The organism is Cupriavidus sp. 96C5-1, assembly GCF_057798855.1.
In genome coordinates this window covers 131,003-146,821 of sequence record NZ_JBYOJU010000013.1, presented here as the reverse complement: position 1 = coordinate 146,821, position 15,819 = coordinate 131,003, and the positions used below count along the sequence as shown (strand labels likewise).

At 61.3% G+C, this 15,819-nt stretch carries 13 protein-coding genes, 4 pseudogenes and 1 riboswitch; of the genes and pseudogenes, 4 read left to right on the top strand and 13 right to left on the bottom strand.

The genetic code is table 11. The annotated features are described in order from the left end of the window. Positions 1–101 precede the first annotated feature (101 nt). Both AC3FOF_RS16920 and AC3FOF_RS16915 read right to left on the bottom strand, forming a co-directional pair. A pseudogene (locus tag AC3FOF_RS16920) lies at positions 102–312 on the bottom strand (transposase); the annotation flags it as partial. Between the two features lie 393 nt (positions 313–705). After that, the gene (locus AC3FOF_RS16915; protein ID WP_051078547.1) at positions 706–993 is read right to left on the bottom strand and encodes a helix-turn-helix domain-containing protein; all 288 of its coding nucleotides are present in this window, start codon (positions 991–993) and stop codon (positions 706–708) included. Positions 994–1,536: 543 nt separating this feature from the next. On the opposite strand from AC3FOF_RS16915, the gene AC3FOF_RS16910 reads away from it, so the two are divergent. Then, positions 1,537–3,342, top strand: a complete 1,806-nt coding sequence (locus AC3FOF_RS16910) for a DUF885 domain-containing protein (protein WP_488727197.1) — start codon at positions 1,537–1,539, stop codon at positions 3,340–3,342. A 93-nt stretch (positions 3,343–3,435) separates the two neighbouring features. Here the strand turns inward: AC3FOF_RS16910 and AC3FOF_RS16905 are convergent, their stop codons facing one another. From AC3FOF_RS16905 to AC3FOF_RS16885, 5 genes and pseudogenes are all read right to left on the bottom strand, one after another. Further along, positions 3,436–4,068 carry a LysE family translocator gene (locus AC3FOF_RS16905; protein WP_017229054.1) on the bottom strand — a complete coding sequence of 211 codons (633 nt, stop codon included), beginning with the start codon at positions 4,066–4,068 and terminating at the stop codon, positions 3,436–3,438. Positions 4,069–4,088: 20 nt separating this feature from the next. Then, positions 4,089–4,172: riboswitch (ZMP/ZTP riboswitch) on the bottom strand. A 468-nt stretch (positions 4,173–4,640) separates the two neighbouring features. Continuing rightward, positions 4,641–5,426 carry an efflux RND transporter periplasmic adaptor subunit gene (locus AC3FOF_RS16900; protein ID WP_488727222.1) on the bottom strand — a complete coding sequence of 262 codons (786 nt, stop codon included), beginning with the start codon at positions 5,424–5,426 and terminating at the stop codon, positions 4,641–4,643. A 58-nt stretch (positions 5,427–5,484) separates the two neighbouring features. After that, a pseudogene (locus AC3FOF_RS16895) lies at positions 5,485–5,577 on the bottom strand (IS6 family transposase); the annotation flags it as partial. Positions 5,578–5,751: 174 nt separating this feature from the next. Continuing rightward, positions 5,752–8,295, bottom strand: coding sequence for a hypothetical protein (locus AC3FOF_RS16890; protein ID WP_488727196.1), 2,544 nt, complete (start codon positions 8,293–8,295; stop codon positions 5,752–5,754). A gap of 21 nt (positions 8,296–8,316) precedes the next feature. Further along, positions 8,317–9,537: a coiled-coil domain-containing protein gene (locus AC3FOF_RS16885; RefSeq protein ID WP_276264269.1), complete on the bottom strand. Its 1,221-nt coding sequence runs from the start codon at positions 9,535–9,537 to the stop codon at positions 8,317–8,319. On the opposite strand from AC3FOF_RS16885, the gene AC3FOF_RS16880 reads away from it, so the two are divergent. Further along, on the top strand, positions 9,536–9,859 hold the full coding sequence (locus AC3FOF_RS16880; protein ID WP_488727195.1) for a hypothetical protein: 324 nt from the start codon (positions 9,536–9,538) through the stop codon (positions 9,857–9,859). The genes AC3FOF_RS16885 and AC3FOF_RS16880 overlap by 2 nt on opposite strands. Positions 9,860–9,932: 73 nt before the next feature. Here AC3FOF_RS16880 and AC3FOF_RS16875 read toward each other — a convergent pair whose 3' ends face one another. Next, entirely contained in the window at positions 9,933–10,076 is a 144-nt protein-coding gene (locus AC3FOF_RS16875; protein WP_488727194.1) for a DUF7673 family protein, read from the bottom strand. A 78-nt stretch (positions 10,077–10,154) separates the two neighbouring features. Between AC3FOF_RS16875 and AC3FOF_RS16870 the strand changes: the two genes are divergently transcribed. Further along, positions 10,155–10,283, top strand: a complete 129-nt coding sequence (locus AC3FOF_RS16870) for a hypothetical protein (protein ID WP_488727193.1) — start codon at positions 10,155–10,157, stop codon at positions 10,281–10,283. Positions 10,284–10,484: 201 nt separating this feature from the next. On the opposite strand, the pseudogene AC3FOF_RS16865 reads toward AC3FOF_RS16870, so the two are convergent. Then, positions 10,485–10,691 (bottom strand): annotated as a pseudogene (locus AC3FOF_RS16865) (IS3-like element ISAzo10 family transposase); the annotation flags it as partial. 205 nt (positions 10,692–10,896) lie between these two features. Further along, entirely contained in the window at positions 10,897–12,087 is a 1,191-nt protein-coding gene (locus AC3FOF_RS16860) for an MFS transporter (protein WP_488727221.1), read from the bottom strand. A gap of 151 nt (positions 12,088–12,238) precedes the next feature. On the opposite strand from AC3FOF_RS16860, the gene AC3FOF_RS16855 reads away from it, so the two are divergent. Next, positions 12,239–13,126, top strand: coding sequence for a LysR family transcriptional regulator (locus tag AC3FOF_RS16855; protein WP_488727192.1), 888 nt, complete (start codon positions 12,239–12,241; stop codon positions 13,124–13,126). A gap of 2 nt (positions 13,127–13,128) precedes the next feature. On the opposite strand, the pseudogene AC3FOF_RS16850 reads toward AC3FOF_RS16855, so the two are convergent. From AC3FOF_RS16850 to AC3FOF_RS16840, 3 genes and pseudogenes are all read right to left on the bottom strand, one after another. Further along, a pseudogene (locus AC3FOF_RS16850) lies at positions 13,129–13,227 on the bottom strand (LysR family transcriptional regulator); the annotation flags it as partial. A gap of 16 nt (positions 13,228–13,243) precedes the next feature. Next, on the bottom strand, positions 13,244–14,467 hold the full coding sequence (locus tag AC3FOF_RS16845) for an MFS transporter (protein WP_276263918.1): 1,224 nt from the start codon (positions 14,465–14,467) through the stop codon (positions 13,244–13,246). A 40-nt stretch (positions 14,468–14,507) separates the two neighbouring features. After that, positions 14,508–15,716 (bottom strand): MFS transporter, encoded by a 1,209-nt coding sequence (locus tag AC3FOF_RS16840; protein ID WP_488727191.1) that lies wholly within the window; start codon positions 15,714–15,716, stop codon positions 14,508–14,510. Between the last annotated feature and the right edge of the window lie 103 nt (positions 15,717–15,819).

Here is a 15,819-nt window from a genome sequence, read left to right as displayed (position 1 = left end):
GGTAGATTGTGTAGCGGAACGCGCCCGGCGGAATAATCTAGCTGCCCAGCGTCCGCCGCGGTGGACGAAAAATAGAGTTTGACACAGCACGCCGAATAAAATCATGCGCTTGGCGACGCACGTGATTGCATCCCGACGAAACAGAGTTTGACACGAACACAATAGACGGAGAGAACGGTTCCTTTGGGGAAGATACTGTCTCAAGAGGCCGTTCGCGTTTTCGTTCGAGCCGCATTGCCATGGATGCCGAGGATTGCAGAAATAGGCCTTGATGTCCGTGGCCATGGTGAAACGCTTGTGTTCCGCCATCTCGGATCACATTGGTAATTTCGGCGAAACTGCGCATCTTCTCGACTTTGCCGGGAAGATGCGCAGAGACGAAGGCAAGCCGAGCAAACCCGCGTCAAGAACTGGAAGGCTTGCAACGCTGGCTTGATCGCGAAGGGTGATGTGACGATGGGAATCGAAGACAACGCGCTTGCAACAGCGGCTGATGCAGGTCAACCTAAGCGCGGCAGGCCCCCTACTCGCTATCCACCAGTGGGCGGCCTGGAATTTCGGCGGTTAATTGCAATAACAGCCTGGCCATTCTGGCGGAGGAAGATCGAATCCGTCGCCATCCTCAGGCCTACCGTCGCGGTAGTGACTTCTTCGCGATTGCCGGGACTAATCCTTTGCGTTCAGACTGGCCTGCCCGGCCGGCAGTCAATCCCATTCCCGGTCCCTGGCACGCCCTTCTTCATATGCCTTCGACTCTCGTGCCGCATGGGACGCCGCCTGCTCGAGGAGAGGTACGTGCTCCTTTGGGACGACCAGCATGGTCAAACCCAAGCCGTCTAGAGCGCGGAGTACATAGTCGAGGTGGACGCCCTTCCCGTTCTCCAGCTTCGACAGCATTCCCACGGACACCCCGCACATTCGGGCGGCCTGATCGATGGGGAGTCCTTGGGCGGCGCGAGTCGCGCGCACTCTATCCCCAAGATGGGAGCACATCTTGATCGTGGCGCGGGATGGCAATGTTGAATCTGGCAACGGTCGTGGCATGTGCAACCCGAATGGACTGGAACTCCTGCGAGGAGCGGCCTGAATATTATTTCACGAAAGTGAAATAATATCGAGAATTGTCTTGCCTCGTGCCATGCTGGAGGGCCACCGCGTCAGCGGGCAGCAGCGATATCGTTGACACCTTCCGCGCGGACCAGATCCATACTGGCTGGAAGATGCGCCGCCATTCGGCATGTGCGAAGCCAATCCGGCCGAGAATTGGGTACTTTTGAATCTCTGGTAGCGGTCGTCACCGGCATGTGGGCATCCGCTTCTGAAAATGAAATGCCGAGATGGGTTCAATGCCGAGGCCTTGTCGATTGTCGCGGCTATACGATTCGACTCGGCCCTTTGCCGATACGCTAAGGTTTCTACCTAGAGTGCACTGGTGATGGCCCCGCTATCCTGCTCGATTCTGCAGCTACTGCACCCGGAGTGGGGGAGAACCATATGGGATGGCTTCGTGGTTGTCGCAATGGCCAAGGATTGCTCGTGGTGAAGCATCGCTTGGCATGGCTTGCGCTGGCACTTGCTACGACCGGCTGCACCTGGAGTGCCAGCTCACCGTCGGGGCAGCTCGACAGGTTGTTTCGCTCGTACGCAAACGATACTGCGCCATATAACCCGTTCAGCGCAAGCGACTCCGGCGTGCGCAAGTACGACAGCGTCTTTGCCAACGATCTCAGCGAAGAATATCGACGCAACTTGACCGCCTTGTGCCGGCGTTACCTGACGGCGGTAAAGGAGATTCCCCAAGCGGAGCTTTCACGGCAGGAGATCCTGAGCGTCGAAATCTTCCGGCGGCGGTTAGACGAGTGTATCGAGCAAGAGCGCTTTCGCTGGTATCTGATGCCGATCAATCCGGCCGGCGGCTGGCCTGCCGCATTTCCGGTGATCGGCTCTGGCAAGGGCAGCCACCCGTTCAAGACGGTGCGCAACTATGAGGACTTCCTGAAGCGGATCGACGGCTTCGTCGTCTGGACCGATACCGCAATCGCCAATATGCGTGAGGGGATGCGGCAGGAAATGACGCAACCGCGCGATCTGATGATCCCGGTGCTAGCCCAGTTGGAAGCACAGATTGTGAAGCGTGCCGACCTGAGCATGTTCTATCAACCTATCCGGCAGTTCCCATCGGATTTCGACGAGGCGAGCCGGAACTCGCTTACCGTGCAATATTCGATGGCGATCGAATCGAAGCTCATCCCGGCGTACCAGCGACTGCGAACTTTTATCCAGGACGAATATCTGCCTGCATGCCGCACGAGTGCGGGCATTGGGGCACTACCGGGCGGCAACGAGATGTACCGCAGTGCCGTGAAGCGTTCGACCACACTGGACTTGGAGCCTGAGCAGATTTACCGGACTGGCCAAGCTGAGGTACAGCGCATCCAGCAAGAGATCCACCGGCTGCGCACGGAGATCATTGCAAGCGGGGAAGCGCCACTGCCCGCCTATACCGATGCCGAGAGCCTGCTGGCAGCCTATCGGGAAACCGGCGCAAAAGTGAATGCCGTGCTGTCCGGAGTGTTCGGACGCCTCCCAACGACAGGCTACGAGATCCGGGCGATAGAGGCCTACCGGCAGCAGTCGATGTCATCGAGCTATATCTTTCCGCCAACTGACGGCTCGCGTCCGGGAATTTTCTACCTCAACGCCGCTTCGGTGTATGGCGGCAACGGCAGTGCCTCGGTCTCGCAGAGCCTCTTCCTTCATGAGGTCGTCCCGGGTCACCATATGCAAATAGCGCTGCAGATTGAGAATAAGTCACTGCCGCTGTTTCGGAGGAAGCTCTGGTACAGCGCGTTTGGTGAAGGGTGGGCGCTGTACGCAGAAAGTCTGGGCAGCGAATTGGGGGTGTACGCTACACGGCATGACCAGCTTGACATGCTGCAGCAAGAATTGCTGCGTTCGGCACGGCTGGTGGTGGATGTAGGCCTGCACGAAAAGGGCTGGACAAAGCAAGAGGCAATCGACTACCTGCACAGCCATGGTGGTGGATCGGACGCCAACACGCGTCGTGAAGTGGAACGCTATATGTCCTGGCCCGGACAGGCGCTCAGCTACAAGATCGGGCAGCTAAAGATCCTGGCGCTGCGGGATCGGGCACAGGCCCGGCTTGGCCATGCCTTTGACATTCGTGAATTTCACGACGAGGTTCTCAAAGATGGCGTCATGCCACTAGACCTGCTGGAACGCAAGATGGACCAATGGATTGCCGCGCGGCAGAAGGTGCGGGGTGAGTCGAGCGAGACTGGCATTCCCGATGTCTCGCTCGACCAGATTGGGATTCGCTAAGCGTGCCGCGGTGCGAGCAGGGTTAAGGCGCGGTGTTTCCTTCGGACCCAATGAAATGCTCTTCACCTTCGCCGACGTATTGGCAAGGTGACGCTATTTCTTGGATTCGTATGCCATCCGCACCGCCAGACCTGTAAGAACGCCTCCCATCAGCCAGCGCTGCACCGATAGCCATAGCGGGCGTCCCGACAGGAAGGTAGATATCGACCCGGCCGTCACTATGATCAATGCATTCACAGCGAGGCTGATCGAAATCTGAACGCTGCCGAGCGCCAGCGATTGCGTAAGCACACTGCCGTGTCCTGCCGTAATGAATTGGGGAAGCAGAGACAGATACATGACGGCGATCTTGGGATTCGCCAGGTTGGTGATAAACCCCATGCCAAAGAGCTTCCTTGGGGTATCGACCGGTAGGTCACGTACTGCAAACGCGGACCGTCCGCCCGGTTTGACCGCTTGCCAGGCAAGATATAGAAGGTACAAAGCGCCGCCAAAGCGAAGCGTGTCGTAAGCGTAAGGTACGGCAAATACGAAAGCTGTGATTCCGAATGCTGCACAGAGCATATAGAACACAAAGCCCAGAGCAACGCCTCCCAACGAAATGAGGCCTGCGCGTCTACCTTGGCAAATTGAGCGGGAAATCAGATAAACCATGTTCGGCCCTGGCGTTAAAACCATTCCCAACGCCACAAGAGCGAACATGAAAATATTTTCGAAATCAGGCATAACCCATCTCCAAGGATAGTAGGCAATGCCCAGGCGCGCGGCGGCCAGCAACCTCATGCTCCCCGATAGTGCTCTATCTGTATGCGCCAGTCACATGAGTGCAGAGACTATAGCACAGGAGAAAATACTTTATGGGGGAGCCAGTGCGCTTACAGACAACCAGCGAACATGGGACGATCACTGGTGTCCATCGGACTGACAAAGTGGACCGATCGGTTTTCCGGACTTCAGGCTTTGTGCCGAAGAACTAGCCGAAAGTGCGCGGTTCCGGCCAGAAGGGGCTGGTACTAACGGTGCCCAAAACAGCGTCTTGACAACCAGGGGCGTCGACTTGCGAATCGCGGTGTACGGGTGGCTGCGGCGGTAATCGTGTGTTGTTGTCGATCTATGGTGCGATGTCTTGCCACGCTCTATTCCCGATCATCGGGTCGCCCGGAAAACGAACGTCCTCTCGCCGGAATGTTGAAAGGCTGTTGTGGGCAGGAGACGACCGGCGCTGGTCGGTGTCGCACGTCGGTTCAGCGAGATGAGCATGCTGTGCGGAATCTGGCTCTTCGCGTCGGGCTGCGCGATCAAAGGCCGCGTTCACGCTGCATCAGACCGAGCAGCGCAGTCCAGGCATCGCCGGCCAGGCTATGGCGCTGGCGTGCCAGCAGCACGGTACCCGGCAATTCCCGCGTCAGCGGCAGCGGGTCGCAATGCGACAAGCGCACGCGGAAGATGGCCGTGGTCGGCGCCAGTCCATTGTGCTGGCTGCGCGTGACCGCGATGGGGCCGCCGTAGAGGCTGGCCAGCGTGCGTTGCTCGAGGCCGGCTACGTTGACCTGGTCCGTCTGCGCGGTGGCGCAGCGCACCGAGCCGAACTCCGGCAGGTTGGCGACGAAGACGCCGCTGCTGCCGGCGGTGAGCGCGGCATGGTCCTGCTCGCCGATGAAGGCTTCCGCTTTCAGCTCGCTATCCTGGCCGACGATATGGTAGAGCGGCTCACCGCGCGCCAGCCACGCGCCATCGGCGAGGAACAGGTTGGCATCCACCACGCGCCCGGCAAACGGCGCGCGCACCTCCAGGCGCTTGCGCTCTTCGGCAAGACCCGCCACTTCCGCCTGGGCGGCGGCCCAGCGGCGGCGCAGCACATCGCCCTCCTCGCGCAGCTTGGTGGCAAATGGCTGCTGCTCGACCTGCCAGCGCAATTGCTGTGCTTGCGCCTGCGCGGCGGCCAAGCGGTAGTCCAGGTCCGGCGACACCAGCTGCGCCAGCAACTGACCGGCGGCCACGGCCTGCCCGGCGTGCACCGCGGCGCCGCTCACGTAGCCGGGCTGGGCCGCGTAGAGCGACTGGCTCTGGCTCGCGCTGAGCACGGCCGGCGCGCGCAGGGTGCCGCGCCAGGGAACCACTACCACGGCAAGCAGCACGGCAAGCCCGGCCACGGCGCGCCGGGTCTGCGTGTTTCAGGGCAAAGTGCTGCCGGATCGGACCGAAGCTTGAAAGGAATGCCTGCTTGCGCCGAGGGCACTCGGATTGTCGGGACTGCAGAAGTCCTGGAGGCGATCAATCCCCTGTTCAGAGCGCCCGAGACCGACGACACGATCTGAGATCTTCCCAAGCGCAGCCGGCGCTTACCGTGCACACCGAATGTGTGCGATGCACAAATGGTCGATGTTCTGCTATCCAGCGCCGATCAATCTAGGCAGCCGCTTCGGCCAACATCTCATCGTTTGCCGCATTCGAAATCAGCGGCTTGCCGTCGAAGGACTCAAGGACATCGTTGACGTCGTAAGTCAGGACCGGCCGCTGCTTGACGATGCCGACCACGACGGGCTTGACCAGCATATTGGCAAATGCCTTGTGCGAAGCGCTGGCGTACATGACTTCGAGCGCCTTCGCGGTGATCACATTGTTAAGGTTGGCGCTCAGGCTCTCCACCTCGCGTTCGGTCAGCATGAATAGCACGGCCAGGTATTCAACTTGTCGCTGGACGATTTCCAGCATCCTCTCCCCGTCTTCCTTCATCAGGCTCTTGGCGATCGAGTTGGTCACGGTGCCGGCGATCGCGCCACCAATGAAGCCGCCGGCGAATTTGCCGACCCAGATGCCGACCGGCCCGAAGGACGCGCCGATAGCGCCGCCGGCGATGGCCCCTACGGCGCCTCCTGCCGTGCTGCTTGCCGTGACGGCCAGGTTCTTGGTGAATTGGGCGCCCGACATGCGGCCGCGGATCATCTTGAGCAAGTCAGGTCCCGATGACACCGCCACGATGACCAGCGATGCCACGACGGTTCCGCGAAGAGCGTGATTGAGCTGGTTGCGGCTGCTCACCCCCATGCTCTTCTGGAGCGCTTCAGCCATGGGCTTGGAGATTCTGCCCACCTCGATGTACTTCACCGCCGCCTGCACCGTGGCCAGCCGATGCAGCTGTTGCGTACCCACATAGACGACCAGTGTCTTGCCGAAGGTCTTGCCGCCCTGTATGCAGGCAGCTTGCAAGGACTTCTTTGTGTCATTGGTATTCAGGTAGGAAATCGTCGCCGTGACGGCGAAGCTGATGCCGCCGGCACCGATGCTGACGATAGCGCCCTCCTGCACGTCGTATTTGACCGAGTCGAAGGTGCCGAAGCGCGTGATGCTCTTTGCCTGCTCGTAGGTCAAGTGGCCCTTGACGACAAGGTCCTTTGCCTGCGCGGGATCCGTAACGCCTGGCACTTTTCCTTGCTCGATCTTGCCTTTCATTGTCTTGACAGCTTGATCGTACTGGTCTCGCGGCACCTCGATAGGCATGGGCTTGCCGTCCGAATCGAAGTAGCGGAAGGTGCCATCGCCTTTGTTATCGAAGGCACTGCCGATACTGCGCGCGCCGGTGCTGCAATATTTCGTCTGGATCTCTTGTCCATTCACCAGGCGGTCTGCGCCATTCTTTGCATTGTCGTCGCCAATCACCTTGGCGGATTTCCCTGTGAGCCTGTCGTGCATGGTATTCGCCCTTTCGGCTGCGAAGCCATGCCCCTGCCCCCCGGCGGCAACCATCTTATGGTTCTGCGACCAGGCCCCACCCATTTCGATCACAAGAAACCCGGTCGACGAAGCGTCGCTCAAAAACTCGCTGAGTGGCTTGTCTTTGATCGATGTGCAGATCTGCTCCGTCTCATGGCAAATGGGCGAGCAGTACCATTCATCATTCCTGGCACCGCCGTGCTCACGCACCAGGCCGCATGAGCTGCAGCAGTTCAATTCGTCTTTCCGGCCATGCGTGACGATATAGGAGCCATCATCGAAATCGCATTGCTCCACGAAATCGAGGTATCGATCGAAATAGTCTTGCGCTTCTGCCTGTGGCACAGGAAAGTAATCGCCGATGCGCTGCCTGGCCACATCGCGGTGATGACGCAGTTCCTGTTCCAGCAATGCCCGGTATTGCGTGAGCGCGGTATCGTGGCAAGCCTTGTCGAACAACCAGATCTCGCCGCAAAGCTCGAAGAGCTCGACCAGGCCCGCATTGTTGGCCACATTTGCCACCCCGAGGACGATGGTTTCGACATCGTCGGCGTCGACCTGGGAAGAACCCTTGTGAAGCGCCGCGATCGTCGCGGTCAGGTTAAGCGCCTTCTTGTTGCCTGCGATCGTGGTCTTGATGCCCCGTATTACGTCGGCATAGCCCTTCTCAAAGACAATGGCTGCGACCATGACCAGGCAGGAAGCCACGCAATATCCCAGGTCAAACCACCACACGGTGGATGATCGCGAGAATACCAGTGTCACCAGCGCGGGAAAGAAGGCCTGTACGATGACAGAGAACAGCCAGAGGCTGATTGCGCTGAAGAACAACTGATAGGTGAGGTCGGCCTTCTGCGCCGGCAGGCTGATCTCGAGGCCATCGCGCTCGGCTGCCAGCCGGCGTTTGTGCTGCACATGGATAAGGATGGGCAGCAATGCAGGAACCAGGTATTTGAGGCTGTCGATTCCAAGTCCCGATATCCAGCCGTAACCGTCATACGCCACCCAGACCGCCACGGCGCAGCCTATGACCATCGCTATCCCGCTGGCCATGGGCCGGCGGTTGTTCTTGCGCGCTAGCCGTTCGATGCCCATGCCGATTGCCACGGGCACCCCTACCACGACGGCAAGTGCGATGCCCGCCAGCGCCGCTGCAATCTTTAGCGCGAGGGGCACAATTTTGCCCAACAACGCCAGCGCCATACACAGGAGAAAAAAGCCGATGATGATTTGTAGCATGAGACGTTCCGAAAAGGCCGATCAGTTCGCTTGTGTCTTGAGCTGCTCGAGCAGCTGACGCTGCTGGGCAAGCTCGGCTTTCTGGCTCTGCACGTCGGAAGATAATTTCTCGAGTTTGTTGCGCTGATCCATCAGCTGGTCTTGAGAAGTCTGAAGACTGCCTTGTTGCCGCGCGCGCTTTTCTTGTAGCGCCGCGCCCGACCTTTCGACATTGGCCGTCACGTCGCTCGTGATGTCATCCTGGAGCCTTGCGCGGCGCGCGTCGAATTCCTGTTGCGTGGCTTTCACGCGGCTCGAGTAAGTGTCGCGGGCCAGGTCGAGCTGTTCGCGATACTGCTTCTGTATTGCCGACTCCTGCTCGCGAAGCTGACGGCTCCTTTCGCTGTACTCGTCACGGGACAGGCGCTGGCTCTGCATGTCCCGGTACTGCGCCTGCAATGCCTGCATTTTTGCGCGATAGGCTTGCGTCAGCGTCGCGTTGCGCGCGTCAAGATCTTTCCTGTGCCCATCCAGTCTTTCGCGCATTTCGGCTTGCAGCCCCAGACTGGCTGCCTGCACCTCCCGTCCGACGCTCGATCTGATGTTCAGTTGCTCCTGCTGCAACTGCTTCTGCTCGGACTCGAGGTCGTTTTGGATTTGCTGGACGCTTTCCTTGAACGCATTGTTCGACGCATCCCATTCACCGGTTCTTTGGGAGAACAAGGCTTCATCGTTGCCAAGCTTCTCTTCTCTTTTCTGGAGCTCTGTCTCCGCCGATGCGAGGAATGCATGAAAGCCCGGATTGCCCACGATGACGATATTCGCGCCATGGGCGGTCTTCGGCGCACCGTCAAAGAATGCAGCGGCACGGTCGAAATCGAACTGACTGCGCCAGCTTTCCCCGTCGAATCTGGCATCCGCGGTTCCGGACAGGGATTCCACTTCGCCCTTCTGGGCGGCTGGCACCAGGACCGCGGTATTGTTCAAGGTCCCGATTTTTTTGTACAAATCCTCAGTAGGGAGAACCGTCGCGGTGAAGCGGTAATGCCATTGCCGAGGTTCCCGGCGCACAATTTCCCACGCCTTGATCTGTAGGCCTCTGACCTGCCATTGATTCGAGAGCTTTCCGGCGAGTTCGGCTTTCATATCCGGGCCGTAGTCGCCGCAGCCCGCCAGCATTGCACTTTGGCAGACGATGAGGACGCAGGCCATCCACTTCAGCGGGAGAGATTGAATTCTTCTTCTGACTGGTGGATGTTGCATGATCCTCAAGATGCTGTTGCTGTTGGCGGCCGTTGCATGTGTAACGGCAATCAACAGAAGAAATTTAGCTCTTGGGGCGGCAATCGCGAGCGGTCATTGTCCTTTGACTGCTTTCAGGCATACGGTGTATGCGCCGGCAGTATCGGCCATCGGCCACCCCGAACGACGCGCGCTCGCCGTTCTCGCGGCGGAACCGGCCGCAAGCGGAAACCGCAGCGTCTTCGACAAGGCGGCAATGCTCGCGAACTCAGACTTCGTCCTGAACGATTGCGCCGCTCGGGTGGTCATCGAGGTGCTTGGGATGTCCGGCAACGCAGACTGAGGCCAGGCTCTCGCCTGCGTTCGTGACACACCCCGGCCAATCCTCTGACAAGGCCGGGCAGCAGGTGACGCACTCAGCAAGCACCCGCGCTTTCCAGCCGCCAGAGATTAGTCAGGTCGAAACCGCTGCACTGGCCTGCGTTCCGCCCGGCCAGCAGGAAGTCGGCCACACGCAGCGTGTGGCCGGTGTGGGTGCGAACCACCTCCAGCGGCCGCACCAGGCCGGCGTGTTCGGCGGGCGTGACCCCGTCGCTATGGGAGATCGCCGGTTAGTGCAAGTTGAGCGTGCTGTGCGCATGCGGCTGCAGTTTGCCGAGATATGCATCGGCAATGGCATCTCGCACGCCAAGCACGTATGCGGGGCTTCCGGGCAGGACATGCCCGCCGCCGACCTCGGCAAGGCGCTTCTAGTGGACCTGGTATAGCGCGATGGCTTGCTCAGGCTGCCGCCTGAGCAAGCCGCCTTTCTGCTAGTACCTGATAGCTATCTGGTACCTTTTCCGCTTTCCAAGCGGTTTATCGAACCCAAAGCCAACGCTGACGGCCGCTCGTGAGCGGCTTGGCAGCAGCAGCAGCAGCGGCAGCGGCAGCATGAACATTGTCTGTGACGCCATGACCACCACCGAGTCCCATTCAGGGTTAAGCGTCACGGCGCCGACGGGCGTCCAGTTACGCGTGCTGCCTGACCAGCGAGCCGGGTTGCGTTCGCGGGCCTGAAGGCAGACTTCATGCCGAGCCGTGAGGATCTTCCGGTCATCGCCGACGTGCCGCTGCGATGGGCTGACATAGCGGATGCCGCTATGGCAGTGGTCAACGTTATACCAACGTACGAAGTGTGGCCGAGTGGCGATCGGCGCCAGTGGTGTCGCGGCCTCCGATGTGCGCGAAGATCGAGACGACCGCGTCGAGAGCCCCCTCCGGCGGCATGTATGCCGCAAAATCGGCAATTTCGGTGCGGTGCGAAGTGGAATTCTTCGGCGACGGCAGCGAAGCAACGAAGGTGGCGGAGTTCCGTGCCTAACCCTTCGCCTTTCGGCATCAATTTATGGCGCGCCTTGGCTTCGTGGGGAATCCGTGCGTGCTCGATGCCCAGACGACCGCCAAGCCGGCAATCAACAACACCAGCAATACCCACGGGAAAATACCGACGCCCGCCGTTCCCAGCAGCATGCCGCCGATGACGCCGCCAGCCGCGATAGCGATATTCCACGCCGTGACCAGGATGGATTGCGCTACATCCGCACCAGAACCTGCCGCTTCGGCCGACGCGGTCTGCAGCAAGGCCGCAGAGCCACCGAAGGTCAGGCCCCACACCGCGACCGCAAGATAGATGACAACTGGCTGGGAGCCGGCAATGCCAAGGGCCAAGGACGCCAATGCGAACCCGGCCAAGCTGAGCAGCACCAGCGAACGCAGCATGCGGTCGATCAGCAGGCCGCTGATCCAAATGCCGACCAGCGAGGCCACGCCGAAGACCAGCAGCACCAGATCGACCCGATCTGACAGGCCGGCCGGTGCCAGGAAGGGCATCACGTAGGTGTAGAGGATGCTGTGCGCCAGAACCCACAGCGCAAGAACTGCCAGCACTGGACGCACGCCGGGCGTCACGAAGACGCGGCGCACCGACGCGCGCTTCTCGGCCTCCTGCCCAGGATAGTCCGGCACCTGCAGGAAGACCCAGGCCATCACTGCCAGCGTGAGCAGCGAGATGACTGCGAATGCGCTGCGCCAGCCCATCGTGGCACCGAGCAGGGTTCCCAAAGGCACGCCCAGCGACAGCGCCAGGGGCGCGCCAAGCCCCGCCACCGCCAGCGCGCGTCCCTTGAGGTGATCGGGCACCATGCGTCGCGCATAGCCCGCCTGCATGCCCCAAATCAGGCCGCCCGCCATGCCTGCCAGAAAACGCGCGCCCAGGGCGACGACGTAGCTGGACGTCAAAGCCGTCAGCGTGTTGAAGACCAGCACTGCCAACAATGTCACGATCAGCAAGGGCCGGCGCCGCCAGCCCAGTGTCGCCGCTGTCAACGGGATGGCTGCGACCAGCGAGCCGATGGCATACAACGTGATGAACTGGCCTGCGAGTGCTTCCGACACGCCTAAGCCCTCGCTGATCTGCGAAAGCATGCCTGCCGGAATCGTCTCCGTCAGCAGTGCCAGAAATCCTGTCATTGCCAAGGCTAGCAAGGCGCCCAGTGGCAGTCGTTCCGCGCCTTTGAGCGGGGCATGCATCGTCGTCATTTACAGCCTTCCCATCATCAATCACCGCGCAGCCGATTGGCGCGCCTGAGTGTTCCAGACAGTTTGGGCCGCTAAAGATAAATGAAAAATAGGCTAAAGTTCCAAATACTTATGACATATCAGTCATCAATCGGAATCGAGCATGGACAATCTGGGCGCATTGGACGTCTTCGTTCGCGCAGGGGAGGCCCGCAGTTTCACCGCCGCCGGGCAGCAACTCGGCATTTCGGCATCGGCCGTCAGCAAGGCCATCGTGCGGCTGGAAGAGCGCCTGGGCGTACGGTTGTTCCATCGCTCCACCCGCACCGTGAACCTGACGCCGGAAGGCGCGCTGTTCCTGGAGCGTTGCCGCCGCATCCTCTGCGAGGTGGAATCGGCCGAAGCGGAGCTCCTGCACACCCAGAGCGCGCCACGGGGCAAGCTGCGCATCAGCTTGCCATCGGTCGGCACGCTGTTCATGCCCAAGCTGGCCGCATTCAAGCGGCGCTACCCCGAGATCGAGCTGGACATCGACTACTCGGATCGCCTGGTGGACGTCATCGAGGAAGGCTTCGATGCGGTGATCCGCACCGGCGAGCCCAGCGACTCTCGGCTGATGGCGCGCCGCATCGGGTCTTGCCGCAAGGTAATCGTCGGCGCACCGGCTTATTTCAGCCTGGCGGGCATCCCACTCAAACCGGGGGATCTGGCCAACCACGCTTGTCTGCTTTATCGCTTTCCCAGCACCGGCAAGCTGGATACCTGGCCGTTGGGGTGCACAGCCGACATGCCTACCATCGACCTGCCGGCCAGCATGGTGACCAATACCCTCGATCCGCAGGTGTGCTTCGCCGAGCAAGGGCTGGGGATCGCCTGCATCCCAGAGATCGCCGTGCACCGTCAGTTACAGCAAGGCAACTTGGTCACCGTGCTGGATGACTACAACAACGAAAGCATGGCCTTCCATGTGCTGTGGCCGTCGAGTCGTCACCTCTCGCCCAAGATCAGGGTGTTCGTCGATTTCATTGTGGAAAGCCTGTTCCCACTCTGATCTGATCGCGACGCGGGCTTGATGTGTAGCCGCTCGGCCCCGCGAGCGAAGCAGAGTTCTCCGGCGACGCTCAGGAAACAGCGCAAATGACGCAATTCCATAGCGCTCTCCGTCCCGTCATCCCGTTGTAGAACCGGCCCGCCTACCCGTGGCATCCGTTCTGTGTTCAGCCAGGCCGATACCGAAGGTCAGCAGCAATGCGACGGCGGCGAATCCGCCGGCCAGCCAGAGATTGGCTGTCAGGCCAAGCCCATCCACCACCTTGCCGCCCGCCCACGAGCCCAGTGCAATGCCAATATTGAACACGCCCACATATAGCGCGGTGGCAATCTCCACGGCGCCCGGCGCGGCTTTCATCATCCACGTCATCAGGCCGACCGACACGCCGCCATAGGCCAGTCCCCAAGCCAGCAGCACCACGCCACCGCCGATGTGGGAATCACCGACGGTCAGGAACAGCACCGGCGTGAGCAGCAGCCCCAGCGCGATCGCCGTCAAGTTCAGCGCCGTGCGCCGCGCCGCGCCGATGCCAGCCAGGAAGTTGCCGGCAATGCCCGCGATGCCGTAGGCAAACAGCAGTGCACCGATCCATTGCGCATCGAATCCCGACACCGACAACAGCAGCGGGCGCACAAAGGTGAAGACCATGAAGTGCCCGGCCACCAGCAGCAGCGTCAGGATCAGCCCGACTTGCAGCTTGCGGTTGCGAAGCTGTTCGTCGAACTGGCGCACGGTCGCCGAACTGGCAACGGGCAGCGAGGGAATGACGGCAAGATGCACGGCCAGCACCAGCCCGCTGAGCAATGCCATACTGCCAAAGGCCAGGCGCCATCCCGCGAAGTCGCCGATCAGCGCCCCGAGCGGAACGCCCAGCACGGATGCAGCCGCCACGCCGCCGAAAATGATGGACGTTGCCAGCCCGATGGCGTGACCGGGAACGAGCCGGGACGCCAGGCCACCGGCGATGGCCCAGATGCCGCCCATGCAGAAGCCGACGAGAATTCGGGCAGCCAGCATCCAGCCCATGCTCGGCGCCAATGCCGTGGCGATGTTGGCGATTACCAGCAGGCCCAGCAACCCGCACAGAATCCTGCGCCGATCCATACCGCCCGATGCAATCACCACCAGCGGCGCGAACAGGGCCGCCAGCAGTGCGGGCAGCGAGATCATCAGGCCAGCGGTGCCGGTGGAGGTGTCCAGGGTGTCTGCAATCGGCGTCAGCAGGCCGACCGGGAGCATTTCCGTCGTTACCACCGAGAAGGTGGCAAGGCCTACGGCGGTGACAGCCAGCCATGGGTTGCGGACTGCCGTTTCTGCGGCAGCAGTTGAAGGCGTGCTCATGGTTCAGATCCTTGAAATGGGGAAACAGGTTGAGCCGGCATCACACGGCATTCGGTACCGGTGAGCCATGCGCACGTAGACGCTGATACCCCCAGATCGCCACCAGCAGCACCAAGGCCCCGGCGCACAGGGCCACAGCAAATCCAGCCCGCGCCTCACCGTTATCCACCACCCGGCCGGACGCCGCCGCGCCCAGCGCCACGCCGACATTCAGCCCGGCCAGCAGCCAGGTCATGCCTTCGGTCAACCGGCGCTCCGGCACCAGGCGCTCGACCAGCGACATGGCCACGATCATGGTGGGTGCGAAGAACAGCCCCGCCACCAGCACGGCGGCGGCCAGTGCGGGGATGCTGCCGACCAGCGGCAGGGGCAGCGTCGTCGCAGCCGTCGCCAATCCGCCCAGCAACAGAAGGCGGTGCAATGGGGTTTGCAGCTTGAGTGCACCGAACAGCAGACCCGCCAGGCAGGAACCCACGGCATAGGCCGACAAGACCAAGCTGGCGGCCGCCGGCTGCCCCAGTTGCTCGGCGTAGGCCACGCTGACGATATCGACGGTGCCGACAATGACGCCCATCGCCACCATCAGCAGCGCCAGCAGCCATACGGTTTCCAACCGGATGACCGAACCGCTGCAATCCGTGGTGCCGTCCTGCGCTTCGATCGGCGGCTCGGTGCCGCGCTGCGCGACCAGAGCCAGCACGCCAAGGGTCAGCAGCACGGCCGCCAACAGTGGCCCGGCCTGCGGAAACACCGCCACCGACAACCCCACCGACATCGGTGGCCCGGCGATAAAGGTCACTTCATCGAACACCGTCTCCAACGAATAGGCCGTCTGCAAACGTGGCTGGCTCCGGTAGATCGCCGTCCAGCGCGCCCGCACCATCGCCGACATGCTGGGCATGAAGCCGCACAGCAAGGCGCCGACGAACAAAGTCCAGTCGGGTGCCTGCCACCAGGCACTGGCGAGCAGGAGCAGCACGCCGATGACGCTGATGGCCGTCGCCGCTGGCAGCACGCGGCCTTGCCCATGCCGATCCACCAGGCGGGAGATCTGCGGCGACAGCAGCGCGTAGGTCAGCACGAAGGTGGCGGACACGGCCCCGGCAAGCGCGTAGCTGCCGCGCAGTTGCGACAGCATGGTGATGATGCCGATGCCTGTCATTGGCAGCGGAATCCGCGCCAGCAGGCCTGCCAGGGCAAAGCCCTTGGTGCCAGGTGCGGCGAACAGTCCTCGGTAGGGGTTGGCCATCTCTTTCTCCAAGGTGCGCCCGCTTGCCATGGCAGCATGATGCGGGGACAATACGTACAGCTCGTATGAATAAAATCATATATTCATACGTGATGAATGTAAA